General features: G+C 66.2%; 17 protein-coding genes. 11 read left to right on the forward strand and 6 right to left on the reverse strand.

The window, feature by feature from the left end:
* Nucleotides 1-366: 366 nt before the first annotated feature.
* Complete coding sequence (locus AB0M48_RS38650) at nt 367-2229, forward strand: hypothetical protein (protein ID WP_363852044.1); 1863 nt, start codon at nt 367-369, stop codon at nt 2227-2229.
* 799 nt (nt 2230-3028) lie between these two features.
* Here AB0M48_RS38650 and AB0M48_RS38655 read toward each other — a convergent pair.
* Both AB0M48_RS38655 and AB0M48_RS38660 read right to left on the reverse strand, forming a co-directional pair.
* The gene (locus AB0M48_RS38655; RefSeq protein ID WP_363852047.1) at nt 3029-4060 is read right to left on the reverse strand and encodes a methyltransferase; all 1032 of its coding nucleotides are present in this window, start codon (nt 4058-4060) and stop codon (nt 3029-3031) included.
* A 586-nt stretch (nt 4061-4646) separates the two neighbouring features.
* Complete coding sequence (locus tag AB0M48_RS38660) at nt 4647-5351, reverse strand: GntR family transcriptional regulator (RefSeq protein ID WP_363852050.1); 705 nt, start codon at nt 5349-5351, stop codon at nt 4647-4649.
* Nucleotides 5352-5592: 241 nt separating this feature from the next.
* On the opposite strand from AB0M48_RS38660, the gene AB0M48_RS38665 reads away from it, so the two are divergent.
* A complete protein-coding gene (locus AB0M48_RS38665; RefSeq protein ID WP_363852053.1) occupies nt 5593-7527 on the forward strand; it encodes a CehA/McbA family metallohydrolase in 1935 nt (644 codons plus the stop codon).
* An 801-nt stretch (nt 7528-8328) separates the two neighbouring features.
* On the opposite strand, the gene AB0M48_RS38670 is transcribed toward AB0M48_RS38665, so the two are convergent.
* Nucleotides 8329-8739 (reverse strand): DUF6292 family protein, encoded by a 411-nt coding sequence (locus AB0M48_RS38670; RefSeq protein WP_363852056.1) that lies wholly within the window; start codon nt 8737-8739, stop codon nt 8329-8331.
* A gap of 947 nt (nt 8740-9686) precedes the next feature.
* A complete protein-coding gene (locus AB0M48_RS38675) occupies nt 9687-10412 on the reverse strand; it encodes an FCD domain-containing protein (protein ID WP_363852059.1) in 726 nt (241 codons plus the stop codon).
* A gap of 120 nt (nt 10413-10532) precedes the next feature.
* Between AB0M48_RS38675 and AB0M48_RS38680 the strand changes: the two genes are divergently transcribed.
* From AB0M48_RS38680 to AB0M48_RS38705, 6 genes are all read left to right on the forward strand, one after another.
* Nucleotides 10533-11570, forward strand: a complete 1038-nt coding sequence (locus tag AB0M48_RS38680) for an NAD-dependent epimerase/dehydratase family protein (RefSeq protein ID WP_363852062.1) — start codon at nt 10533-10535, stop codon at nt 11568-11570.
* A gap of 66 nt (nt 11571-11636) precedes the next feature.
* The gene (locus tag AB0M48_RS38685; protein WP_363852065.1) at nt 11637-13109 is read left to right on the forward strand and encodes an MFS transporter; all 1473 of its coding nucleotides are present in this window, start codon (nt 11637-11639) and stop codon (nt 13107-13109) included.
* Nucleotides 13110-13160: 51 nt separating this feature from the next.
* A complete protein-coding gene (locus AB0M48_RS38690) occupies nt 13161-14306 on the forward strand; it encodes a mandelate racemase/muconate lactonizing enzyme family protein (RefSeq protein ID WP_363852068.1) in 1146 nt (381 codons plus the stop codon).
* Entirely contained in the window at nt 14303-16732 is a 2430-nt protein-coding gene (locus AB0M48_RS38695; RefSeq protein ID WP_363852071.1) for a M1 family aminopeptidase, read from the forward strand. The genes AB0M48_RS38690 and AB0M48_RS38695 overlap by 4 nt, the downstream gene beginning before the upstream one ends.
* An 11-nt stretch (nt 16733-16743) precedes the next feature.
* Nucleotides 16744-17826 carry a M20/M25/M40 family metallo-hydrolase gene (locus tag AB0M48_RS38700; protein ID WP_363852074.1) on the forward strand — a complete coding sequence of 361 codons (1083 nt, stop codon included), beginning with the start codon at nt 16744-16746 and terminating at the stop codon, nt 17824-17826.
* A 2-nt stretch (nt 17827-17828) separates the two neighbouring features.
* Nucleotides 17829-18965: a P1 family peptidase gene (locus AB0M48_RS38705; protein ID WP_363852077.1), complete on the forward strand. Its 1137-nt coding sequence runs from the start codon at nt 17829-17831 to the stop codon at nt 18963-18965.
* Between the two features lie 347 nt (nt 18966-19312).
* Here the strand turns inward: AB0M48_RS38705 and AB0M48_RS38710 are convergent, their stop codons facing one another.
* On the reverse strand, nt 19313-19981 hold the full coding sequence (locus tag AB0M48_RS38710) for a hemerythrin domain-containing protein (RefSeq protein ID WP_363852080.1): 669 nt from the start codon (nt 19979-19981) through the stop codon (nt 19313-19315).
* 74 nt (nt 19982-20055) lie between these two features.
* On the opposite strand from AB0M48_RS38710, the gene AB0M48_RS38715 reads away from it, so the two are divergent.
* Nucleotides 20056-20490, forward strand: coding sequence for a MarR family winged helix-turn-helix transcriptional regulator (locus AB0M48_RS38715; RefSeq protein WP_363852083.1), 435 nt, complete (start codon nt 20056-20058; stop codon nt 20488-20490).
* 764 nt (nt 20491-21254) lie between these two features.
* Here AB0M48_RS38715 and AB0M48_RS38720 read toward each other — a convergent pair.
* Entirely contained in the window at nt 21255-23153 is a 1899-nt protein-coding gene (locus tag AB0M48_RS38720) for a glycoside hydrolase family 15 protein (protein WP_363852086.1), read from the reverse strand.
* A 477-nt stretch (nt 23154-23630) separates the two neighbouring features.
* Between AB0M48_RS38720 and AB0M48_RS38725 the strand changes: the two genes are divergently transcribed.
* Nucleotides 23631-24086, forward strand: a complete 456-nt coding sequence (locus AB0M48_RS38725) for a hypothetical protein (protein WP_363852089.1) — start codon at nt 23631-23633, stop codon at nt 24084-24086.
* A 124-nt stretch (nt 24087-24210) separates the two neighbouring features.
* The gene (locus tag AB0M48_RS38730) at nt 24211-25473 is read left to right on the forward strand and encodes a putative adhesin (RefSeq protein ID WP_363852092.1); all 1263 of its coding nucleotides are present in this window, start codon (nt 24211-24213) and stop codon (nt 25471-25473) included.
* Nucleotides 25474-25537 lie beyond the last annotated feature (64 nt).

Below are 25537 nucleotides of genomic sequence, written 5' to 3' on the forward strand. Positions count from 1 at the left end.
AAGCAAGATCTCAGATCAGAGATGGCGTCACAGAGCATGCCGCCTGGCATCCACTCCAGACATCGGCGTGGCGCCTCTCACTATCGAATACTTGACGATCGCGTCCACCAGCCGATCGGGCGGTGCTCCGGGCAACGGATGGGGCATGCGGTGGGTCTGGTCCCCGCCTGGGCTCAGAGTTGTCGACGCCGGAGCCTGTGCGGAGGCCTGGCAATTTGTCCATTGAGACGTCTGCCACTCGCTGCTCAGTAGTTCGAACGATTCGGTGGTCGATTCCAAATGTGAACGACGGAGAGACGGATGATCTCCAAATTAGGGCGGCCGCCGTACAGCCAGCCGATGGGGCATTGTCGGCGGACCAGGAAGATGCCCGTTCACCACTGCGCCTCTCACTTCACTCGCGTGCATCGTCAGCTCGTGACTGGTATCGATGGGCAAGCCGGAGGAAGCGACCTGTTCGTGCAGCAGGTCCAGGTGATGTTGGGCGCCGAGTTCGTGGAGGGCTGGCGCCGGTTCACCCAGTGGACGGTGAACGCGTTCGACGCGCTGGGAGTTGACCTCGAGGAAGCCTCGCCATCGGACGGCAGCCTCGCGGCTGCCCTGGCAGAGGTGCGGGCCGCATACCTGCACTTGACCGAAGCGGTCAGCTGGCTGCTTGAGGTCCAGGCGTGGGATCGCGCCACCCTGCTTGGAAGCACCTCCGAACTCGCCAGCCGGCTCGTCTCGATGCAGGAGTGGCTGCGCGAGCTGAGCGCGGCGGCGGCCCAGGTCGACCTGGGCCGAATCGATGACCTGGAGATCGCCCGGCTGAGTGAGCACGGCATCTCGCAGCAGGCTGTCACAACGGTGCTGAGCGAGATGGTGTCGAGCGGAGTGGCCAGATTCGAGAGCTGGGCCGCCGAGTTCACCGAGCAGACGATCGCCGCGGAGAGCGGGCCGAGCGGGCACTCCGACGCCGAGCCGGAAGCCGTCCCTCCATCCGCCCGTAGAGGGAAGACGGTCCGGTTCGCGCCGAGCCTCGAGGATCAGACTCGCACGGAGAACCAGCGCCTGGAGCGGAGGCGACAGCGGAAGGGCAGGGCGAAGCAGGATACGGTGAGTGCGGCGCGGGAGAACTCGGATCCACGTCTGCGTTACCGCAGAATGGACTTCGAAGAGGTGTGGAACTCGCCACCGGCACGAGAGGACCTCGGTCGCTTCATGCGCGTCGAGCACAACGCCGAGGGTTTCGAGTTCCTGGAGGCGGTGGAACGCTATCGCCGGGGTGAGACCACCGCCGGTCAGGTGTACGACATGTTCATCGGCTCGAACGCGCCCGCCGAGGTGAACCTCGAGGACAGACACAAGAGGGACATCGCGAGGAACGTCAAGGCCGGCAACGAGGTGCCAGAGCTCTTCGATGTGGCTTACCACCACGTGAAGTCCATGATCAGGCACGACCCGTTCATGAGGTACACGCGCAGTGATCCGGAGGTGATCGCCGCGAAGGCCGCTGCCATGCCGCCTCCAGCGATCGTCGAGAACGTGGCGCACGGCGCGTCCTCTTCGACGTCTGCCCACATTCCGTCCTCTGCTGACGGCCCGGCGGCCGCGGGGGCGCAAAAACCTGCCGAGGGACGCGCCGCACGGACGAACATCCGTGCAACACGACAGCGCATCGAGATCGGCTTCTGGTTCGGCAGCGGCAGGACGAACGTCAATCAGCGTGGAGAACTGCGTGCACATCTCGACGCACTGACCACATACCTAGGTGTGACACGTGACCACCTCGAGCGGGCCAAGGCCGAAGCCCTGGAACGCAAGCGCAGCGGAGACAAAACCGTCAAGAGGTACGTTGTGCGCAACGTGCTCGGCGTCGTGTACTCGCCGAGCGAAGGCACTGACGAGGGCCAAGTCCATGATCGGTGGACCGTCGGGCTAGAGGGCAACCGCAAGGTGGCGAGCAGGGTGCGGCCGCTCGAAGCGGGCAAACCCGTGAGGTACGCCCAGTATGGTGACGTAGTCGTCGTCGACGCCAGGCCGGGTGATCTGACTGCCGATCTGACTCGGTATGCGGCCGCAGTGGAATGGGAGTGCGCCGGCCTGGCCACGGTCACACGCAGGGGTGGTCTTCCGGGCTTCCCGGTGATCGACGTCGAGCCGCTGTCCGACAGACAGGACCGTGCGGCGTTCGAACAGCAGATCCGGGCGGTGCACCCGCGAGCCAGGATCACGTGGCTGGACCGCTGAACGCTCAGCTGTGCTCAACACTGCCGGCACTTCGAGCACGAGTCGTCGTGCTGGTGCGGGCTGCAGTGATCGAGTCTGAGAGGTATGGCGAAACCGGACTGCCGTGCACCGTGGCTGGCACGACGGGGACGGCCCGCCACGTCGGCCATGAAACACCGTGCTTTGGCCGCCTGGAGCGGTGCGCTGTCACACCGTTCCGAGTGGACGGACATGCCGCTTTCCAGGTTCCCGAGGTTCGTGGTGTGAGACGCGAGACGAGTCGGCTGCCTCTGCTCGGGAGCCTGTGTGCGCGGCCGCGTCAGGGACTTACCACAACCCGTGCTGCGATGCAGATGAGTGAACATCTGACTGATAGAACGATGTACGTGGTGCAAGGGCGCGGCGTTGACTCTTCAGATGGTGAGTGTGCCATTCTTTCGGCGGGCGAGTGCACCTGCCGCTACTGCGATGTCTTCCTTCGCGACTTGGCGGACGAATCAACTCCAGTAGCGCACACGTCGGGTTGGGTGGTGCCGCAAGCCTTCAAGTGGGCAGCCAGGTCAGGGCTTGACCGTCGCGAGCAGCTCGGGCGCCGTACAGCACTGATGCATTGTGGAGCTGCCGATGTGCCGCTTTGCTCGCGCGGACAGGTCGTGCGCAGTGACATCGCCGGAACCGGTCCTCCCACTCCACGAGGTGCAGTTCGCCAGAGACGCTGTAGATGATCCGAAGGTTGGCTGGATCACCGGCCACAGCACACACGACGAAGGTGTGCGCAGCAATGTGAACGCCGTACTGGCGTGCGGGGAGGGCCTGGGACTCAGGCCGCAACACCCTCCATGATGGACATCGTTGTGCCGGGCACACTGGTGATCGAGGTCAGCCGCAGGCCCGCCGCTGCGAAAAGCGGCGCGAACTCTTCCGTCGTGCGCTCACGTCCGGGCAGCAGGGTAAGCATGATCACGTCTATCGCCTTGGCGTGGTGAGGCTCGTTACCAGGCGGAATCGCGGCGTCCACCACCAGCACTCGACCACCGGGCCGCATCGCCCGGCGACAGTTCGCGAGGATGCGAGCGCACCGGTCGTCATCCCAGTCGTGCAGGATCCGCTTGATCAGGTAGACGTCCCCAGCCGGGACTGCGTCGAAGAAGTCGCCCGCCTCGACCGACCATCGGCCGGCGACCTCCGGCGTATCGAGCACGTGACCCGTGACGACATGCTCCTGGTCGACGAGAATGCCGCTCAGGCCGGGGTTGTCGCGAAGGACAGTCTGCAAAAGGCCTCCTTGTCCTCCCCCGACGTCGATGATGGTGCCGTCGGTGGGCAGTGCGCACATGTCCGCCACCGGCTGCACCTCGACTGCGGAGAAGGAGGCCATGCCCTTGTCGAACTCCGCTGCCGCAGCCGGGTTCTGGGCAAAGTGTTCGAAGAACTGCATGTCGAAGACGCGGTCGAACACGGGTGCACCGGTTCGGACGGCTTCGGGAAGTTCACCAACAGAGCGCCACAGGGTCTCATCGGTGATCATGATGACGCCGTCGCGCACGGAGACCGGTGAGGACGACCGCAAAGGCTCCGCGAGCTCGGTGAGTGCGAATCGACCTCGGACGTCCTCTTGGAAGATGCCCTTGGTGGCCAGCAGGCGCAGCGTCCTGTGCAGGCTTGACTCGTCCGCGCCGGTCAGGCGCGCCAGGTCGGCCACCGCCATCGGTCCGTCGGCCAGGTGGTCGGCCACACCGAGGACCGCAGCCGTTCGCAAAGCCATCGGGAAGACGTACTGCACGACTTCGTCGAGCAGTACGGCACCGGGGAGTTCGGATCCGGCGTAAGTGCGGCGTTCATCGGAGAGCATCTGACACCCCTTCGTCACAGAGGAACCGCGGTCGAGGTAGCACGCTCGCGCTCGAATACCCAGCTGCGGACCAGTCCGGCCAGGCCGCCTGCCGCGGCCCTTGGAACGTTAGAACCCGATCACTGCCGCCTGACGTGCCAGACGGGCCGACATTCGCGCAGTGCGTCAAACCGGACAGGCACGACCCCGCCCTTCATCTCGATGAACGCCTGGGTATGCGCCTTCTCGCGAGGCACCTGAGGGTCGGCCGTGACAGCACCCTCCGCGTCGGACCACCCTTGAGTGCCGACGTGACGGCGGCTTCCGGTCCCGCCTACATCGCAGCGACGTTCGACGCTTCGCAGGCCGTCTTGTGCTCTTTCGCGTCGCAGCACGCCCGCGAGGAAATGAGGCCCACGAGGCTGGGAGGGACGACGGGGGGTCTCTCCAAGTCGGGTCTCGTCCGACACGAACGGCCGAGGGGCTTGCCGGGGCACACGCTCGCGGTACATCCGCGAGCCGCGCCGGCTGCGGACCACTTCTGGAGTGTCGGTGTGCCGTGATTGGCACGAGTGCCACAAGAGCGGATCACGTCCGCGTCGCCCTGCTACAGAGCCGTTCGCAGGCGTTCCAGCGAACCGGTGAGGTGTTCGCGCATCGCCTCTTCGGCCGCCTGCGGGTCGCGCTGTCGCACAGCGTCGGCGATGGCCGCGTGTTCCTTCATCGCGTTGATCGGTGTACCGCCGTGCGTCCAAAGCCGGTATGTGTGTACATGGGCGTGCAGGCGGTCGATCGACTCGTGGAGCGTCCGGTTACCCGACGCCCGCGCGATATGGCTGTGGAAGCGCGCGTCCTCGGAAACGAAGGCGCGGTAGTCCTCGTACGGTGAACCGGAGGCGGGTACGGCCCTGAGTGCGGGATCATTCGCTTCCAGTTCGTCGACCTGCGATTGCGTCGCCCACTCGGCCGCCAGACGAGCGGCTGCCGGCTCGAGCAGCAGCCGGACGGCGAAAAGTTCCTCCAGCGACCGGCCGTCGAGCGGGGCGGCCACTGCGTATCCGATCTGTGCGCGCTTGTTGACGAGACCTTCGGCTTCCAGCCGGACGAGGCTTTCTCGAACCGGAGTGCGGGAGACGCCGAGCTCGGTCGCCAGCGCATCAGTCGTCAGCCGTGTTCCGGCGGCGAGTGCGCTGTCCATCACCATCGCCCTGAGCGCCTCGTAAACCTCGTCCGCAAGTGCCTTGCGGGTGAGTCTCGGCATGGCGGGACGTGGCGAGGAGCCGCCCTCCGGCAAATCCCGCAGCGTCGTCACGTCTACCACGGCTGACCCCCCTTGAGATCAAGTCACCTAGCAGCTGGACATCGTATCCTGGACATTGGATCCAACCGATGTCAAGATCTGGCGGACGCAGTCCAGCCAGGAGAGCACCGTTGTCCCGGACGGGTAGTCGGGGAGATGGACATGAACGCCCTCTGCCCGATGCGGACGATCAAGTTCTGGACCGCATGATGCTGGGAAAGCGCTGTGCCGCAATGAGAAAGGGCATTCCGCGATGGACGAGCACGCCTCCGGCATATCGGAGTTCGGCCAGGCGCGCTGGCCTTCGCCACCGATCGTCGCCGCGAGCTGGGGGACCTATCGGCTCGTCTACCGCGTCGGTCTGCCGATCGTGGCGGGCGGCACCGTGCGCATCCAGCTGCCCGACAGCTGGCACGCCTGGCGCCGCAACGGCGCCAAGGGGGTTCAGTCGCATGAGCCCGTGGCTGACAACTACGTCACCGCGCGGGTTCTGGCCGGCCACGCCCGCATCGAGTGTGAGGTCGAGGGCGGCACGTCCGAAGAAGTCGTCAAGAGCAACCGGACCGGCATCGACGGCCGCGAGGGACGCTATGTCTACGTCACCCGGGTCACCATCGTCGACGGTGGTCTCGGCACCGGTGACGAGATCGAGGTGCTGTTCGGTGACACCACACACGGCAGTCGGGGCTTCGCAGCAGGGTTGCATCCTGAAGGCGCGGAACAGATCGTGGTCGCCGTGCGCCCTGTCCCTGGCGGGCCGGAGCACCTCCTGCCAGCGGCGCAGTCCCCGGTGGTGCAAGTACGACCCGGCGAGGTTGCCGAACTGCTGGCCTACGCACCGTCGAGCCTCGCCGTCGGCGAGCGGGCGCTTGTGCGGATCGTCGCGGTGGATGCAGAAGGCAACCGGGTCGACCTCGCCGACATCAGGGCATCGCTGTCGGTACGTGACGGTGATGCCGAGGTGGGTGTGATCCGCGAAACGGTTCTGCCGGGAGCGTTCGAGGCGACCGTCGTAGCACGGTCCACAGGTGTGCTGAGGCTTGCCGTGTCCGCTACCGGCTTGCCCGAAGTCCTGGTGAACCCGTCCTGGGTCACTGAGGATCAACCGGAGAACCGGGTGTTTTGGGGTGACCTGCATTCCCACGCGGACCACAGTTTCGACGGCGTCGGCCGTTTCCCGTACGAGTACGCGCGCGAGGTCGCCTGTCTGGACTTCTACGCGCTGACCGAACACTGCGAGCGGTGGGATGAAGGCGACTGGCAGCACTTGTGCGACCAGGTCACGAAGTTCCACGACCCCGGAAGCTTCGTCACTTTCCTCGCCTACGAAGCGACGTTCCACGAACCGTGGGGCCACCACAACGTCTACTTCCGTGAGCCTGAGGACGCGGTCGTCGTGGGAGCGCACACCGGGACCGTCCTGGACCTGTGGGAGGCGCTGCGCGGCAGACGGGCGCTCACCGTGCCACACCACACCGGAGTCGCGTTCTCGCCCAAGTGCGCCGGGAACATCCCTGGAAGCACCTCACCCGCGGTCGACTGGCAGTATCACGATCCGGAGTTCCGCCGCGCGGTCGAGATCTATTCCGGACATGGGCAGTCGGAGTTCTACGACCCTGAATTCGACCTGTCCTACGAGAACTCCGACTTCTCGACCAACACCTCACGCCGCGGCCCGCACTATGCCAGGGACGCGTGGGAGCGGGGACACGAACTCGGCGTGATCGGCTCGTCGGACAATCACCGTGCCCAGCCCGGCCGGGGCGAACTCGGGCTGGCAGCCGTGATCGCACCGGAGCTCGAACGCGGGGCGATCTTCGACGCGCTGCACGACCGCAGCACCTATGCCACGACCGGAGCCCGCATCCTTCTCGACTTCAGGGTGAACTCGATTCGCATGGGTGGGAGCGTGTGCCCAGGGGGCGCGGTCGATTGTTCAATCCGCGTGTCCGGTACTGACGTCCTGGAGTCCGTAGAGATCATTTCTGGCACCGCGGGTGCTGCGGGCTCGACCGCCGTCGTGGCTTCGTGGGAGCCGGAGGGTATGGACGTCGACGTGACCTGGCACGAACAGGCTCCGATCAACGGGAAGGCCCGCTTCTACTATGTTCGCGTCCGCCAGCGGACACCGTATCGCGGGCGCAAACCCACCGCGTGGAGCAGTCCGATCTGGTGCCTGCCCGAGTAGCCTCGGGGGGGACTTGTGACAGCACAAGTGAATCGGACGTTCGTTGGCGAGGTGGCACGCTTTCCTGACGGACGCGACCGCGGTGGGCGGTGATCGGGTTCAGTGCGGCGGCGACCGTGGAAAGCGTGGATGTGCTGGGCCAGGCATCTTAGTGGCGGGCCTGAGAGCGGTCGAGCCGGCCACGCGCCGCTGCCCGGCGCTTGACGCTGATCCGCAGTGCTGCTGGAGCTCGGCTGCTTGGATCGATCTTGCCACCGGCCTGTCGCTCGTGGGCTCGCTGTACACCGACGATCAGCGGGGTGATCCAGTTCCATTGCGAAGAGAGCAGTCGCGGACTTCGGGATAGAGCTGGGACGCCTCAGCCGGTTGCCGGCAGTGCAGTCGCGAGGACCATCGCAGCGCGATGGTGTCGCTTGCGATTCCTGGACGCCAATGTCTCCTTGCCAACAGGGCGAGTGCGACGCGCAGGCAGGTGAGCGGGTGCGCTCGTCGGGGGCCGAGAACATCGGGTCGGTTCGTCACCCACCCTGAACACCCCTCGGGATCAGTGTCGGTCCACCGCTCGCCAGACGACGAGGGCCCGCTGTTTCGGTGGAAACGTGGGACCAGAAACGCCAGTGATCGACCCGGTCGATATGCGTGGTGGCGACGCGCACCACGGCCAGCGCGTCGTGGAGGGCCCGACCAACACCACCGGAACGTCGGCGACCTGCTCAAGCCACGCGGACGCCGATGTCGGCGGCGCATGTTGCCCTGCGGCGTCGTCGCAGCGCTCGCGATGAGAAGACCGCACGTCCTTCGTCATCCGCTTCTCGGCGCCGGCAGGCGCGCGTCGAGCGGCTCGGCCCGCCGGAAAGCGGAAAGCGCGGCACCATCGGAGCCAGGTTGCAAGAGAGCTCTGACCCACGTCACCACGACAGAGGGTGGAGGTGTCACCTCGCCGTCGAGCCGCGCGACGACGACGAGGTCACCGCTGCGTGCGTTCTCGATGGCCGCAGCCCACCCGTTTCTCTCGTCCCAGAGCAACGCGACGTCGTCGTGCGGGAAGTCGCGCAGCTGGCCTTCGAGGGCGACGTACGCGTTGGACAGGTGGTCCGCCGCCACGAACGAACTCTCGCCGCGCAGCCCCAGCCCAGTGCTCACGGCGTGGACATAGTCGCGCAGCACGCGCGCCGCCGTGTCGTCGAAGTCGAGTTCAAAGTCGAGTTCCATGCGCCACTACCCCGGTTCGGTTCCCATCGGACGTCACGACGCCAGCTGCTTGACGCGCACACCTGGCACCCCGGAGCACCCGCAACGAAACCTCGGTCGTTCGATTCAGGAACATCTGTCCGAAAACGGATGTCCGACGTGAGGCATCTGCTGGACAGCGCCGAGTGAACGGTTTGGGCAGCTGGCCGATCAGGCCGACGAACTGAAGGAGCGAGGCCGGCCAGCCGTGTCCAGGACCGGCGGCATCGCGTCCGCTCGGGTGAGCGGACGTGGGGATGGTCGAAGTGTTCCGGGGCGAGATCGGCGAGTCTCTCGGTACTCCGGGCTGGTCTTCCTGAACGACGTGGAGGAGGCGTCTTTGACGCGCATGCCGTGGGGACGCTCGGCGAATGCGGTCCGCTACCGACGGCAGGTGTGAGCGATCGGATCAGCCTCCCTCGGTGTGGGGCACAGCTTCGCGGGATTGTGACGCGTCGGTCCTGCGGGCGGGGCAGTGCGAGTCAGCTCGTCGCGTGCGCTCCTTGCCGGTGAACTGCCTCGAGCCACGTCCACGGCCACGGCCACGAGTCATGCTCCATTCACGACATCAGCCCGTTCAGGTGGACGGCGGCCAGTGCCCAGAGGGCACCACGTCCTCGGCGCCTTGCGATACCCACTGGTGTTGTCCTCGTTCGCCGGATACGGATCGTTCATGCGGCGTGGGTCGTGCGTGTTTCGGCGGGGGAGCGGTGACCGCTGATCGAATCTAGACGGTCGAGTGCCGGCTGCCGACTCGACGCGGTGGGCGACGAAGCGTACGCGCGTTGCCGGAACCACTAGACGGTGCTGTCGGGGATCGACGAAGCCAGATCAGCGCACGCGGACACCCGTTCGCGGCGGCCATCACGATGTCATGTCCGCTACGACAGGCCGGGTCTGGCGGCGAAGGCAACCCGTCGCAACTGCGATCACGGCTTCGGGATCGCTGCCAGCTCGATGAGCTTCTCCATCGACGACCTGGCACTCGCGTCGTCACGTGAGCGGAGCGCGCCGAGCAGGTCCAGGTGCATGTTGATCACGTGGTGGGCGTCTTCGAACTCGTCGGTGTCCTTGATGAGCAATGCCAGCTCGGTGAGCACCTCGTGTTGGTACTTCGCCAGCACCGAGCTTCGAGCGGCGTGCCCCATCGCGTAGTGGAAACGGAGATCGGCGTTCGTCCAACCGGCGATGTCGTTGCGCAGGCGAGCCGCGCGCATCTCGTTGAGGCAGGTCTCCATGACCTCGAAATCCGCGGTTGTGGCGTTCGCCGCCGCGAGAGCGGCGAGCGGTATCTCGATGGCTCGGCGCGCGTCCACCAGTTCCGCATGGGCGTGTGCCCTCCACTGCGGCGACCGACGTGAGATCAATTCCAGCAGCGCCGGCGGTATGTCGTCGCGCAGCACACGAGTACCCCCCTGATTGCCCCGGACGGATTTCACGAGGCCGTGGCCTTCCAGCAGCTTGACGGCCGCGCTGATGGTGCCCAGGGACACGCCGAAGGTGTTGGCGAGCTCGCGAGCCGACGGCAGGAGATCACCCTTCCGATACGCCCCTGACCGGATGGCGAGCACCAGCTGGCCGATGACCGCGATCTCGGCGCCGGCCGTGTGTGCGGCAACGGGCTGGAAACGGAAGTCGAGTCTGGTTGTCGTCATGGCGTTCCGGGTCACCAGCGGCGCTGCGAGGGGAACGCACCTCGGATCGGCATGGACCTGAGGCTAGACGGTTGGCAAGGAGAGGAGCTAGCCTGGCGTCTAAGTTCACTCGGCTGAACAATGGAGATGGTCATGTCCTCCAAAGCAGTCATCCTCGGTGGTACGGGGCAGATCGGCACGGCAATCGCGAAGCGCTTGCTGGCCGACGGGTGGGACGTCACGGTCTCGCATCGGGGCAACAGGGTGGTCGCCGGTGAAGGCGCGGCGAAGGTCGTCCGAGCGGATCGCCACGAACCACTCGGTGTGGCGGACGCGGTCGGCGGCGGGGCCGACCTGGTCGTCGATGTCATCGGTTACACCCGACGCGATGCCGAGGCGCTGCTGAGCGTGTGTGGCGACGTCGGTTCGGTCGTCGCGATGTCCACCGCCGCTGTCTACGTGGACGCCGACGGCAGAGAGTTCAACGGTTTTGTGGCGGAGGAGGACTTTCCGCGTTACCCGGAATTGATCGGGGAAGAGCAGCCGACCGTACAGCCGGGCGAGGACGGCTACACCGCAGGCAAGATCGCTTACGAACAGACGTTGCTCGACTCCGCGCCGTGCCCAACGACGGTGTTCCGGCTTGGCGCCGTTTCCGGCCCGCACAGCGATCACGCCCGGGAGTGGTTCTACGTCAAGAGATTGCTGGACGGACGACGGACATTCGGCCATCACCGCGGTGGTGCTTCGGTGTTCCACACGACGTCGGTGGACAACTTGGCCGAACTCGTGTGCGTGGCGCGCCGGGCTTCGGCCGGGGGCATCCTGAACTGCGCCGACCCGACGGCGCACACCGAGAAGGAAATCGCCGCGGCCGTTGCCGACGCGATGGACGTCGAGATCCTCCAGGTGGATGTGCGCGACGACGGCGCCAGTCAGCCGTGCCGGTCGCCGTGGCTGATACCCGGCCGGCTGGCGCTCGACATGCGCCGCGCGGAGTCACTGGGCTACCGGCCGGTGTCGAGCTACGGGGACGCCGTCCGGTCGGTTGTCGACTGGTTGGTCGGCACCGTGAAGCCAGATCGATGGCAGGACGTGCTTTCTGTGCTCGCGAGTTACCCGTTCCCGCTCTTCGACTACGAGGCCGAGGACGAGTTGCTCGCGAAGGCAGGTGTTTGAACATCCATTCGATCAGGGGGATCACGATCGCGTTGCGCGAAGAACGGCAGAAGGAGCGACGACGACATGGAAATCAATGCACGAGATGGGAAGCCGCCAGAACGTGGTTTCCACCCGAACCCGTCCCAACCTGATCAGGTGAGGAAGCAGGATCACGGTACCAGTGGCGCAGAACGGTTGATGGTGACGCTGCTCTGCGCGGCGATAGCGATTTTCTCGATCATGGAGTCGAGCTTGGTGCCTGCGATCCCGACGCTTCAGGAGGCTGTCGGCGCCTCCACCTCGGAAATCTCTTGGGTTCTCACGGGTCTCCTCCTTTCCGGCGCGGTGACTCTCGCGGTCGTGGGCAGGCTCGGCGACATCTACGGCGCCCGACCGGTGCTGATCACCGTTCTGGGGCTGTTGTGCGCCGGATTGGCGATCGCTCCGTTCGCACATTCGATCCTCGTATTGGCCATCGCCGTCGTTCTGCAAGGAATCGGCATCGGCATCTTCCCGTTGGCCGTCGCGCTGGTACGCCACAGCCTTCCCGACCATCGGGTCGGTACCGTCATCGGCTTGATGATTGGTTTGGGCGCCACGGGTAACGGCGCCGGTCTGCTGGTTTCCGGAACCATCGTGGGCAACCTCGGCTGGCAGTGGCTGTTCGGTCTGCCTCTGGTCGTCCTCCTCTTTATCACGGCGTTGTGCTGGCTGCTTCCCACCACCGCGCTCCAGCGCTCAGTGCGGGTGGACTGGACAGGGGCGGTTCTCCTCGGCCTCGGCCTGGTGTGCCTTCTCCTCTCGCTGACTTTCGTGTCTTCCCAGGGTTGGCTGTCCGTCGCCGTTCTCGGCCTGGGTTGCGCAGGACTGGTGATCATTCTCTGCTGGGCATTCGTCGAATTGCGCCTGCCCCAGCCACTGGTGGACCTCCGATCGATTCGCAGGCCTGCCGTCCTGACGGCGTACGGGGCCGCTGCCATCATCGGATTCGCCACGTTCAGCGGGATCGTGCTGATCCCGATCATCATGGCGCTGCCGACCGAAACCGGATTCGGCCTGGCTGCGTCGATCACCGCGGTCGGACTGGCGATGCTGCCGTTCGGCATCGCCGCACTGCTCGCGTCGTCCGTCGCGTCCCGTTTGGACCGTCGCTTCGGCCGGTGGACCGCTACCGTCAGCGGGCTCGGTGCCCTCGCCGGCGGCTTGCTGTTCCTGGCGGTCGCTCACCACGCCTACTGGCACATCGTGGTGGCGACGGCGGTGGTGGGCGCCGGGACCGGTCTCGGTGTCACCGGCACCACGACCAATGTGGTGTCGATGGTCGGTTCGCACGAGACGGGTACGGCGACCGCGCTGGCGCTGATCACTCGCAACATCGGTGGATCGGTCGGAGCGCAGGTGGGCGCAACCGTGCTCGCCAGCTTCGCCGACCCGGCCACGTCACTGCCGACGGACGGAGGAGTGAGCGTTGCATTCGTCGTGGCCGCTGCGGCAGCGGTGCTCGGAATGGCCTTCTGCCTCGCAGTTGGACGGCGCTGCATCGCGGAAACCGCGTGACGTCCACCCAGAGCTTCCGACACCCCTGTCGCCGCGGACGAGGAGTAGGCCGTGAGGATCACTGACGTAGACGTGCTCACCGTGGAGACCGCCGGTGCCTGGCATGCGGTGGACCGTCCTGACAGCACACAACGCGCCGCGATCGTCCGCATCGCCAGTGACAACGGTCTGGTCGGTTACGGCCAAGCCGAGGGCGCAGCGGAGGTGATGCGCGCGGTGGTGGATGCTCCAGCCGAGCATGAACTGTCGTCAGGGCTTCGTGTCGCGCTCCTGGGACAAAACCCTCTGCACCTCACCTGGTTGTGGCGGCGGATGTACCACAAGAGCCTCTACTTCGGACGCCACGGCGCGGCTGTGCTGGCCATGAGCGGCGTCGACCTCGCCCTGCACGACCTGGTGGGCAAGGCACTGGGGGTTCCCGTGTACCAGCTGTTGGGCGGCAGGTGCCACAACGCGGTGTCCGCCTACGCCAGCGTGCTCATGCCGGATACCCCGGACGAAGTGGCGGCGCTGGTCGATGATGTGGTCCGCGCAGGCTTCGTCGGCGTGAAGCTCGGATGGGGCCCGCTCGGCGACGACCCGCGCAACGACGTTCGGCTGGTCGAGGCGGCACGTGATGCCGCGGGCGCCGACGTGCGCCTGATGATCGATGTCGGATTTCGATGGGAAACGGCGCGACGAGCTTGTGACATGACGGAGCGCTTGGCCAAGTACGACCTCACGTGGGTCGAGGAGCCGTTGCACCCGGACGACCGTGCCGGGTATCGGCGACTGTGCGCCAGCTCCGCGGTCGCCATCGCCGCCGGGGAGGAGTCGACCGCCGTGGCGGAGTTCCTCGACCTGGCACGTGACGGCGTCGACGTGTTGCAGCCGGATGTGATGAGGTGCGGAGGCTTGACCGCCGCTCGCACCATCGCCGCACTCGCGGAGATCAACGGCGTCCGCGTTGTTCCGCACTGCTGGAACACCGGACTGGGACGCGCCGCCACCGTCCATCTGCTCGCCAGTCTGCACGAACCTGCGTTGCTCGAATACTGCCTGGAGGAGACAGAGGTGAGCACCGCGCTGACAGGTGTGCCCGACATCGGCTCCGCGGGAACGGTTCGCGTGCGGGACGAGCCTGGGCTCGGTGTCCTCGTGGACGAGGAGAAGTTGCTGGAGCTGGCGACGACCGGCATCGGAAGAGGTGAGGCATGAGCGATCCCACGCCGTCCAAGGACAAGTTGAGCAACATCGAGACCCTGCAAACGCTAGGCAGGTCCTATCCGTTGCCGGGTCGCCGGTTCGCACTGCCAGGAGACGTGGGGCAAGAACCCGCGGGAAGGCAGCGCACGCCCCGGCACATCCGCTTGGAGCTGGTGCCCGACTTCGTGGCCATGAAGGTCGAGGCCGCCGTGACGTACCACGAACCAGGCGACTCGGACGAACTCGTGCTCGACGCCGACGGCCTGACGATCACCTCGGTGCACCTGGATGGCGCCCAGTGGCGCCACGAACATGACGGGACGATCCTCCGGGTGCCTCTCCCGGGGCGTCCGTCGACCGTGCGGATTCACTACATCGTGCATTCGTCGGCCGGGCTGCACTGGAGCACTCTTCAGGGTGTGGACACGCCCTACCTGTACACGCAGGGGCAACCGGAAGGTGCGCGAACGTGGTTCCCGTGCAGGGACGACCTGGCGGAGAGGGTGACGACCGACGTCATCGTCACGGTGCCTCGTGGAATGCACGCAGTCGCAGCCGGCCAACTCGTCAGTTCCGCGGCGGATGGCGACAGCGTGCGGTTCCACTGGCGAGAGAACTGGCCCCATCCGCCCTACCTCGTGTCCTTGGCTGCCGGCGCGTTCGCGGTGCAGAACGTCGATTCTCGTGGGCGCGTCAGAACGCCGCTCTACGCGCCACATGGTCTGGCCGACGCTGCTCAGGTCGCCTTCGCCAGGACGACATTGATCATGGCTTTCCTGGAACGCAGGACCGGCGTGTCGTACCCTTTCAAGAAATACGCCCAAGTGGTGGTCCCCGACCACGTCGGCGGGGCGATGGAGAACCTCACTGCGAGCCATTTCAGTCATCGCGTCGTGCCGGACGCGACAGCCCGCGCCGATCGTGTGGACATTGACTACGCCGTCGTCCACGAGATGGCGCACCACTGGTTCGGCAACAGCTGGACGGTCGCGGACTGGTCCGAAATCTGGCTTCAGGAATCTTTCTGCAAATTTCTCGAAATAGTCTACTACGAGGACACGCGCGGCAGCGAGGAGGCTGAGTACTACTTCGACGCTCAGGCTCACACCTACTACGACGAGGCGGCACGGTATCGGCGACCGCTGCGGGAAGAACAGTGGTCGTCCCCGCAGGACATCTTCGACCGGCACAGCTACGTCAAGGGAGCACTGCTGTTGCATCACGTGCGCGGCGTGCTGGGCGAAGAGGATTTCTGGGCCGGCGTCCGGCGATTCACAGAGCAGTCTGTCGGACGCCAGGTGAACACTGGCGATTTCGTCAGGGCGTTCCGCGTTGCGACAGGCAAGGACATCCAGGGCTTTCTCGACGAGCTAGGGCGTGCCGGCCACCCCGACATCGTCGTGCGGTGGGAGTGGAACGAGGTCGAGGGCGCAATCACGCTGCGGCTCGAACAAAGGCAGTCCGAACAGCCGTTTCGGCTTCGTGCCGAAGTGGCTGTGCACAATGAGGGCCGTGTCGAAACGCACGCAATCGACATGTACGGTCGTGAGCAGTTGGTCAGCATCCCGTGCGGCACACCACCGGATCTCGTCGTGTTCGACCCTCGTCGGCTGTTGATCGCTGAGGTCGAGTGCCGACGGAACATCGACGAGCTGCGGTTCCAGTTGACCCACGACCCGTCGGTTCGCAACCGCATCCAGGCCGCCTCGGCGCTTGCCGATCACGGTGGTGAAGACGCTGAACGGCTTCTCGTCACGACATTGCGCAGTTACGACTTCTGGGCTGTGCGGGCCGCCTGTGCCTCTGCACTGGCCGAGTTGAAGACGGATGAAGGACTTGCCGTGCTGCGCGAGCACATCGCCGCGGCCGACACGCCACCTCGACTTCGCGCCGCCGCGGTCAGGGCTCTCTCGTCGTGGTCCCCGCTGGACGAAGTTCGGCAGGAGCTTCTCGAACTCGCCGAGGACAGCAGTGGCGTCGTGTGCACCGCGGCGATCGAAGCTCTGGCCGAGTTTCCCGGACCAGAGGTGAGAAAAGCGCTGGCAGCCGCACTCCGCCGCGACTCGTACGGCGAAACGGTCCGTACCGCCGCGCTGAACGCTCTCGCGGTGCACGAATGCGACGGCAGCATCGGCGACGCCGCGTTGCTCAGGGAATGGGCACTGGAGGGTTCCCCGCCGGCCGCGCGGGAGGCAGCAGTAGCCGCGTTGAGCGGTCAGCGACCGGTCTCGGAGGAAAACCGAAGCCTGCTCGCAACGCTGACCACCGACCCTTCTGCCTACATACAGCTGAGAGCCGTGGAGGGGCTCGTCCGGGCCGGCGGGCGGCAAGCGCTCGGACACCTGCTCAGATGTGAGCGTGAGGTTCCCATGTTGAGCGGTGTCCGCCGGGTGTGCCGCGAGGGGATCGAGATTCTCACCGCGGCAATCGGCGACTGAGGAGGACCGACATGAACGACGAGGCACTGCTGGAACTCCTCCAGCGCTGCATCACCACACATTCGCCGAGCGGCCGGGAGAAGGAACTCTCCGATCTCGTCCGGCAGGAACTCGACGCGTTCGGCATCCCCCACACCACCGACGCGGCGGGCAACGTGATCGCGCGCTTCCCGCGGCAAGCTGATGAGTCGTCGCGGGAGGACGCTGCTGGAGGAGCGGTTCTCTGCGTCGCTCACATGGACGAGATCGGCATGGTGGTGAAAACCGTCGGGGAGGACGGCAGGCTGGTCGTCAACGAACTCGGCACCGCCTTTCCGTGGAAGTACGGCGAAGGCCCGGTGGACGTCCTCGGCGACAGAGAAGTGGTCACCGGTGTCTTCTCCTGCGGTTCCGCTCATGTCGGCACGGTGGCGACCGCACTGGGGGGCGCCGCGGTCCCCAGCGACTGGACGGCCTGGTGGGTCGAGACCAAGCAAAGCGCGGAGAGCTTGCGATCGGCGGGTGTCCGTCCGGGCAGCAAGGTGGTGCCAGGGCGCGCTCGCAAGATGATCACCTGGATCGGCGACGACCACATCAGCGGGTTCGCACTGGACGACAAGGCCGGTGTCGCGGTTCTGCTGGCCATCGCGTTGCGACTCCGCGACGAACCACCGGCGAACGACACGGTTCTCGCTTTCACGTGCAACGAGGAGACAGGCGCCGCAGGAGCCGCGTGGCTCGCGGCTGAATTGCGGCCGCGCACGATGATCGCGCTGGAGGTCGCTCCGAACGCACCGGAATACGGCGTCGTGAACGACGGCCGACCGGTCCTTTTCGTGCGCGACTGGCTGGGCCCGTATTCAGAGGACGTCGTGGCAGAGCTTCAGCACAGCGCGGCTGCGATCGAAGTCGACCCCCAGTACTGGGCCGGATGGGTCGCAGCAACCGATTCGTCCGTCAGCACGCGGGCGGGACACGCCGCCCGTTCCGCTGTGGTGGCGTTCCCCACGGACAACACCCACGGCTGGGAGATCACGTCCTGGGCGTCGTTGTGCAACGTGCGCGACCTTCTGGTGCACTACCTCACCTCTGCGGCCAGCTCACACGGAGACTGAACATGCGCGCGCGTGAACTCGGATTGGATCTGAAGGGTGAGCCAGGACCTCACAACGACGTGACGGATGTCTGGGGAGTAGAGGTCGGATATACGACCCTCATCTCGGGCTCGGGCCGGCACGTGGTGGGAGAAGGACCCGTGCGCACCGGAGTGACGGCCATCCATCCGCGCGGAGCTCAAGGTGCACCGAAGGCGGTGTTTGCGGCCGTGCACTCCCTCAACGGCAACGGTGAGCTGACGGGTGGGCATTGGATCGCGGAACACGGCCACTTCCGGGGCCCGATCGTGTTGACGAACAGCAATGCGGTCGGCGTTGCCCGTGACACCGCGGTCGATTGGCTGACACGCCGGTTCCCCGGCGCCGCGTTCGGCTGGATGCCGGTGGTGGGTGAAACCTGGGACGGATGGCTCTCCGACATCGACGGCCACCACGTGCGGCCCGAGCACGTCCGCGCCGCGTTGGAGTCGGCAACGCGCGGTCCCATCGAGCAGGGCAGTGTGGGCGGAGGCACGGGCATGATCACCTACGAGTTCAAGAGCGGCAACGGCAGCTCGTCACGTGTGGTCGACATGTCTGAAGGGCGTTATGTCATCGGCGTGTTCCTCCAAGCCAACTTTGGCGCACGGGATCTGTTGATGGTGAACGGGATACCTGTCGGCGAGTCGCTTTCGCAGGACCGGATGTTCTCCGCCGACCACGGCTCGTGCATCGGTGTGGTGCTCACCGACGCTCCTCTGCTGCCCACGCAGCTCGGTCGCCTGGCGCGCCGCGTCGCGCTCGGCCTCGCCAGGACCGGGTTCGTCTCCGGTGCGGAGAGCGGTGACATCTTCCTCGCCGCGTCGGTCGCCAACGACGGCAATGTGGACACGCCTGGCCGTACGTCGGTGGAGTGCCTGGCTGATGACGAGATGGACCCGCTCCTCAGGGCCACGGCCTTCGCGTCCGAGGAAGCGGTGCTGGACTCCTTGCTCGCCGCCGTCCCCATGACGGGGATCGACGACCGGACTGCTCCGGCGCTCGAGCCGCGGGAGCTGCTCGGAGTGCTGGCCGCGGAGCACAGGGAACGTGCCCGACGCATGGACCGGACCTGGCGGATGCACATGACCGGCGTTCAGGACTCAGCGTCCAGCAGCTGATTTCACGGGGCCGCGCCTGTGCTGCTGCTGAACCGAGGGGCGGCCGCCGCCGGCGGTGATACGAGTTGCATGCCGTGCGCACAGCCGGTCACCCGTCAGCGAAGTCTGGGCGGCCTGGGTGAACTGCTGGGCACGATGGTCTGGCCTTCACGGGTGTCCCGGCCGGCGTGTCCCTGCCACGTGCGGAGTCGTGGTCGCCGCCGTCCGGTAGAGCCAGATCCTCACTGCATGTGTCGGCTGGCTGCGTGACGTTTCCGTTGACGCACGCCGAGCTGACCACAGTGGAGGGATGTCGAACACCGCTCGGTCACGTATCGGGCAACCGGAGCGGTGGGATGGTGGTGCCGTCAGACGTCCACGCCGATGTCCGCGAAGAGTTGTGCGCGCACGTCCGGCCGCAGTGTCGCCGTGATCGCACCCAGCACGATCAAGGCCTCGCCCTGCGGGACTGACGCCATCGCTCCTCTGACGATCATCGCCCGCGTCGCGGGAGGAAGAGCGGGCAGCATGTGCTGGGCATCGGCGATCAGCTGCTCCGGCGAACGGCTCTCCCGAAACGCCGCGAACACCGCCGACAGGTCCTCATCGGTGTAATGCCGCCACAGCACCGGCATCGCCACCGTCTCCTCAGCGTGCAAGTGAGCCAGATAGGCGCTGATCAGATCGTTCAACGCCAGGTACAGGGCGTGCTGAGCCTCCGGCAGATCATCGCGCGTCGTCGCGACGAGCGCCCTGACGCGCTCGTCCAGCGCGTCGAGCGCCGCGTCCAGACGTTCGTGCTCGGCATCCAGCGCTACCGCCGGCTCGGCTGCCCGCTCCCGCAGCAGCGGATGGATGAACTCGTCCTCGATCTCGGCGTGCTCGCGCAGTTCCCGCGTCATCGCCAGGCAACGCTCGGCCAGACGCTCCAGTGCCTGCGGCTGCCAGGCGTCCGCGGCACCGAGCTCGACTGCGAGGCGGAACAGACGTTCTCGCTGTCCCATGTGGACGTTGCGGTACAGGTCGACTCTGGGCATTGTTCGTTTCCCAACAGAAGAGGTAGACTGACAACAGATTGTCATAAGTGCAACATGTTGTCAATTGGAGGGCCATGACCGACCAGATCGCGCTCCTGGTGGCCGACGTGTTCGAGGCAGCCGGAGCCCTACGGCGACACGGCGAACGCACCGCCCAGGCTGCGGGACTCACGCAGGCCCGCTGGCAACTGCTGAGCGTCGCGTCGGATGAACCGGTCACGGTTCCTCAGGCAGCGCGGCGGCTCGGCGTCAGCAGGCAGAACGTCCAGCGCGTCACCAACGACCTCATCGCATCCGGACACCTCCGGCAGCTGCCCAATCCCGGCCACCGCGCGTCTCCGCTGCTCACCCTCGCAGAGGAAGGCCGCAGGGCGCTCGACGACGTCACGTCGAAGGCGACCGCGGTCCACCGCACGATGTTCGTCTCGCTCTCTGAGAAGGAGGTACGCTCAGCCCGCGCAGTGATCCGCAAGTTGCTGGCCGAACTGCGCGACGACGAACACGACTGAGTCACCGTCCCCCGGCCATCAACGGGAGACACCCCGAGGCTGCTCCTGTGGAACCACGCTGGACGTGGCGAGTCCGCCGAAACGTACTCATGAGTGAGGAGACGCTGAAGATCCAGCACCGGGCCGAACCCGGCAGAGCGGTACGCAAGGCTGGGGTGTTGAGGTCCGGCACGACTTTGCCCTGGTTGGCTCGGCGATGACGATGACTGGGTGGCCAGGCTGTGCGTGAGGCCCTGGAGCGGCTTCAGCCAGACACCAGGGCTGGTGTGTCGGCGGCGCGAGCGACTGGTGCGGACTGCCGCTGTTCGAACCACTGTGGGTGGAGGAACTCAGGAGCCGGGACGACGTGCTCCGGCGCGCCCGCCGTCGCCCGAGGTATCGGGCCGGTGTAGGCCGCCACCAGAGCGGTCGTGGCGGATCGGGACGTGGTCGAGAAAGCTGCTGCAGATGGCGCGCGGTGCCCTTTCGGGGAGATCGCGGCCGGCAGCGCCGGCCGCAATGGCCGGGTTGCGCCACCATCATCGGGGTGCGGGCGCACCGGGATGACCGAATCGGATGGTTCCACCTCGGGCGTGCGCGACGACATTAGGGACTTCCCCTGGGGCGGCACGGCAATCAGATCAGTGAGGATGGGGACTGGTAGCGGTCGCACGTGGTGGAAGGAGTCGGCGATGATCCGTTCTGATGAGGATTGCACCGTGCTGTGGGCTGGCGAGTGCACCTGCCGATACTGCGCAGCCTTTCCCGGCAACGTTCAGGGCGAGTCAATCCCTCTTGCGCACATCGGGTTGAGCGGCCCCGCCGGCTGGCAGATCGACAGCGCGATCGCGGCTTGACCGCTCGCCGGCGACTCTGCCGCCGTACAGCACTGATGCACTGTTGACCAGTGCGAGGTGGCTGAAAGCCTGTGGAAAGTTCCCGCACATTCGACGTGACACCGCGTCGTACTCCTCGGCCAGCAGCCCCACGTCGTTGACGAGTGCGACGAGTCTGCCGAACGCGGCTTCTGCCTCCGCGCGCCGTCCGGCCATCGCCAACGCGTCGACGAACCAGAACGAGCACGCCAGGAAGCTACCCTCCGCGCCTGTCAGTCCATCGACGTCGCAGCGCCCCTCGCCGGTTTCGTACCTGTCGACGAGGTCACCGTGCTTGAGAGTCGACCCGATCGCTTCGAGGGTGCCGAGCATCCGAGGGTCGTCGCCAGGCAGGAAACCGACCGCGGGGATGAGCAACGTCGCGGCGTCGAGTTCTGTTCCGCCGTAGTACTGGGTGAACGAGTTGAGGTCGGCGTTCCATCCTCGGTCGAGGACCTCGTCGTGCACTGCGTCTCGCAGCTCGCGCCATCGGGTGACCGGGCCGGGCAGGCCGTGGTCTTCGACGGCACGCACAGCACGATCGAAGGCGACCCACACCATGATCCGTGAGTGTGTGAAGTGCCGGTCAGGACCACGTACCTCCCAGAGACCCTTGTCAGGCTTGGTCCAGATCTGCTCCAAGTGCCGCATCATGCCGCGCTGCACGGCCCAGGAGTCCATCGTTTCGCGGTGACCGCGTTCTCGTGCGAGGTGCAGGGCGTCCATCACTTCGCCGTAGACGTCCAGTTGGAGCTGCCGGTGTGCCGCGTTGCCGACGCGGACAGGCCGTGCGCCGTGATATCCCGGCAACCAGTCGACCTCCCATTCGACGAGGTGTCGTTCGCCTGAGATGCCGTACATGATCTGAAGGTTGGCGGGATCACCGGCCACGGCACGCACGAGCCATTCACGCCACGCCCGCGCTTCGTCGTAACAGCCGAAGTCGTCGAGAGCGAGCAAGGTCAGCGCCGCGTCGCGCAACCAGCAGTAGCGGTAGTCCCAGTTCCTCTCGCCGCCGAACGTCTCGGGCAGCGACGTCGTGGGCGCAGCCACGATTCCGCCGGTCGGTGCGTAGGTGAGTGCCTTCAAGGTGATCAAAGACCTCCGCACCTCCTCGCTGTGGGGTCCGCGGTAGCGAATCCGGTCTGACCACGTCGACCAGAACGTTTGACATCTCTGGGCTTCCGCTTCGGCGTCGACGGGCGCAGGTGGATCATCGGGCGAGGGCGAGTACTCCATCACCCACCGCAGGGTGTCACCCGCCTCTACCACGAACTGCGCCCGGTGGGCTCGCTCCTCGGCGGCGGGACACGGCAGCAGGTCGCCGTACAGCACGACCGCGGCCGGGCCGGCCACTGCGAGCATGTGCTCTCCGCCGTCATTTCGCGCACGACGCACCCACGGCACGGAGTCGCCGTAGGCGAATCGCAGCACCCAGTGCAACTCGACTTCGACCCGACCGGCAACGCCTTCGAGGATCCGGACGAGTCGGCTGTGCTCGGCGCCTCCGCCTTCTTGGGGCGGCATGGCGTCGACCAGACGCACAACGCCCTCGGCGAGGCGGAACTCCGTCTCCAGGACAAGTCCGCCTGGGCGGTAGCGCCGTTGGACCGAGATCACTTCACCGACTGGCCCGATGCGCCATCGGCCGTGCTCGGGCGTACCGAGCAACCGGGAAAAGCACGACGGCGAGTCGAACCGGGGCAGGCACCACCAGTCGACCGACCCGTCCCGTGAGACCAGGGCTGCCGTTCGCAGGTCGGACAGCAGTGCGTAGTCCTCGATACGGCCAGGCCCGATCCCTCGCATGGAACGAGACTACGACGCGAGCGGGCGTCCTGCTCGATTCGGCAACTTGCGGCGAGGTAGATCGCGATTGGGTCGCAACTGACCGATCGGCTGCCCTATGGGGCATGCGTGACGGGTCGGCGTACATGATCATGGGCTGGGTTCGGCGGTCACTGTCTGGGAGCGTTCGTGTTCAGCGCGTGCAACACGTTGGGGGGCCATCCGGCCTGGCGTGTGTCTGCAGTGACAGCCGTGGTGACCGTCGCAGCGAACCCTCCGCCATTTCGTCCGCTGAGGACTCGGCTGACCATCTGAGCCGGCGCGTCCGCGATCGCGGCGCCTGAGTCCTGATGTCCGGCACTGCCGTGCACGACGCGGCGGTCTGTTGACACGCGCGTGCGAGTCGATTCATCTGTCGATCAGGTTGGAGAAATTGTGTTGGGTCGTTCGGTCTCACGTACCGCTGCTCTCAACGGTGTGAGTGAGGCGGTGGCGAGAGTGTGGATACGCGTGCTCGCCCTGGAGTGGTGCAAGGCAGGGGGTGAGTTGGTTGCTCGGTGCGACGACGGTGTCGTCGCCGAGTTCCTCGACAGACAGGTTGACCGCACGCTGGTGGACAGGGTCGTGCGCGCGTTGCCGGCTGACGGCGGTGCTCACGTTCGCTCACGCGCGCTGGCCTGGCTTGGTGACGTGGCGCTGGTGCGAAGCGCGTGGCCGGACCGCCTGCAGGGCGAGAAGAAGGCGACTCCCGTCGGCAGGTTCGTGCTCACCGCCGAGGTCTTCGCCGAGGGCACACTGTTGTCCGCGCTGGCCAAGCGCAACGGAATCGACGAGGACGAGTTCCGGTCCTTTCTGGCTCGGTTGAGGGGTGGACTGCACTGGCCATGCCTGTCGGCGGATGCGTCGCCCAAACCCGTGAGCAGTGAGACGTCGCTTGCAGATGCCGCTCCCTGATCGGGCACTGCGAGCCGGGCTGATCGGGTCTCCGCTTGTGTTCACGATGATGCGTGAAGAGGAAGTACACGCGGTGATGGGATTGCCTACAGTCGGCCGAGGCTCGATGGAGGGCGGTGAACCGATGACGTTGTACGTCGTTGGCCATGGTGGCAGGGATGCGCGTGAGGGTGTGACGTTCGTGCCCGCGGGCATGACTGTGCACTTCTTCTCGCGCTTCGACGAGATGCTGCCCCAGGTGAACTCGGAGGCGGTGCTCGCGGGACACGTCCGCGGCTCAGCGGACGCCTACAGCCAACCGAGGGCGATCCCGAACTACGTTCTGACACCGCAGGAGATCGAGCTTCTCGTCGCGGATCTCACCGTGGTGGTGGACGAGACTCGCCTCGTGGCCGTCCCCGAGCGGTTGACGCTGTGCACGAACCGGGCGGGCTGTGCGGCGGCGGGCGTACACACGTGTGCTGGTCTCTTCGGTCGCATGCCCTTCGATTCCGAGGTTTTGCTCCTCGTGTGTCGGGGCCCCGTCCGGTTGCCGGGAATGAAGGGAGTGCTGCGGGGGAAGGCGAAGGTGACCAAAAAACTCCCCGGCGAGCAGAAGCCCGAGCACCGCGACCGGATGGGCCGATTGGCTCGGGAAGTCCTCGCCCTCGCCAAGAAGAACGACGACAGCGCGTCCGAGTACTTCGACGGGTTGACCACCAAGGACCGGGCCATGCTCGTCAGCGGCTTCACCGGTGTGCGCGACTGGACCCACGTGCGGTCGGCGAAGGAGTACCTGACCGAGCGTGGTGCGCTGGCGTACTACAGGTTCTACCTCAGTCAAGACCCGAAGTGGCAAAGCACCTTCGACCGCGACAAGGCGTTGCACGGTGCGGCGGTGGAGGCCCGCGACTACGCCGAGCGATTCGTCAACGCAACGCAGGAACAGCGGGAAGCAGCTCGTACGCAGATGTCCGACGCGGACCTGGAAAACCTGCGTTACATCGATGAGCGCGTACATGCGCTTCTGGGCTATCGAGTGGACAACAGCCATCTGCAACCCCAGGACATGGTCAAGCTCGCCTGGGCGCGGGCACGCGCCCGCAACGCCGACGTGGTGTCCGTGCTGGGAACCGACTGGGTGCGGTTCCACGCCGCAGGTGACTTGCTCGCCGTGGGAGACGGTCATGACACGGAGGTCCTGCAGGTGCTCGCCCAGGCGAATGACTACTTCCCGTTCGGTCTGGAACTCTCCGAGGGTGTCATGCGCTGCGTCAAGGGCCAGATCGAGGCTGCGTGGCGCGAAGACGGCCAGTCGTTCGGGCACGACGTCGTCGAGCAGGAGATTGCGTTGCTCGACGGCCCAACGGTCGCCTGGGTTCCGTGGCCGGACGGCCTGACGCGCTGAAAACCGGTGAACGGCCCAACGCTCTGGAGCTTGCACGTGGCCGCAACCGCCAGGTTTCGTGTGA

Origin of the sequence: Lentzea sp. NPDC051208, assembly GCF_040682435.1 — a bacterium.
Lineage (GTDB): Bacteria > Actinomycetota > Actinomycetes > Mycobacteriales > Pseudonocardiaceae > Lentzea > Lentzea kristufekii.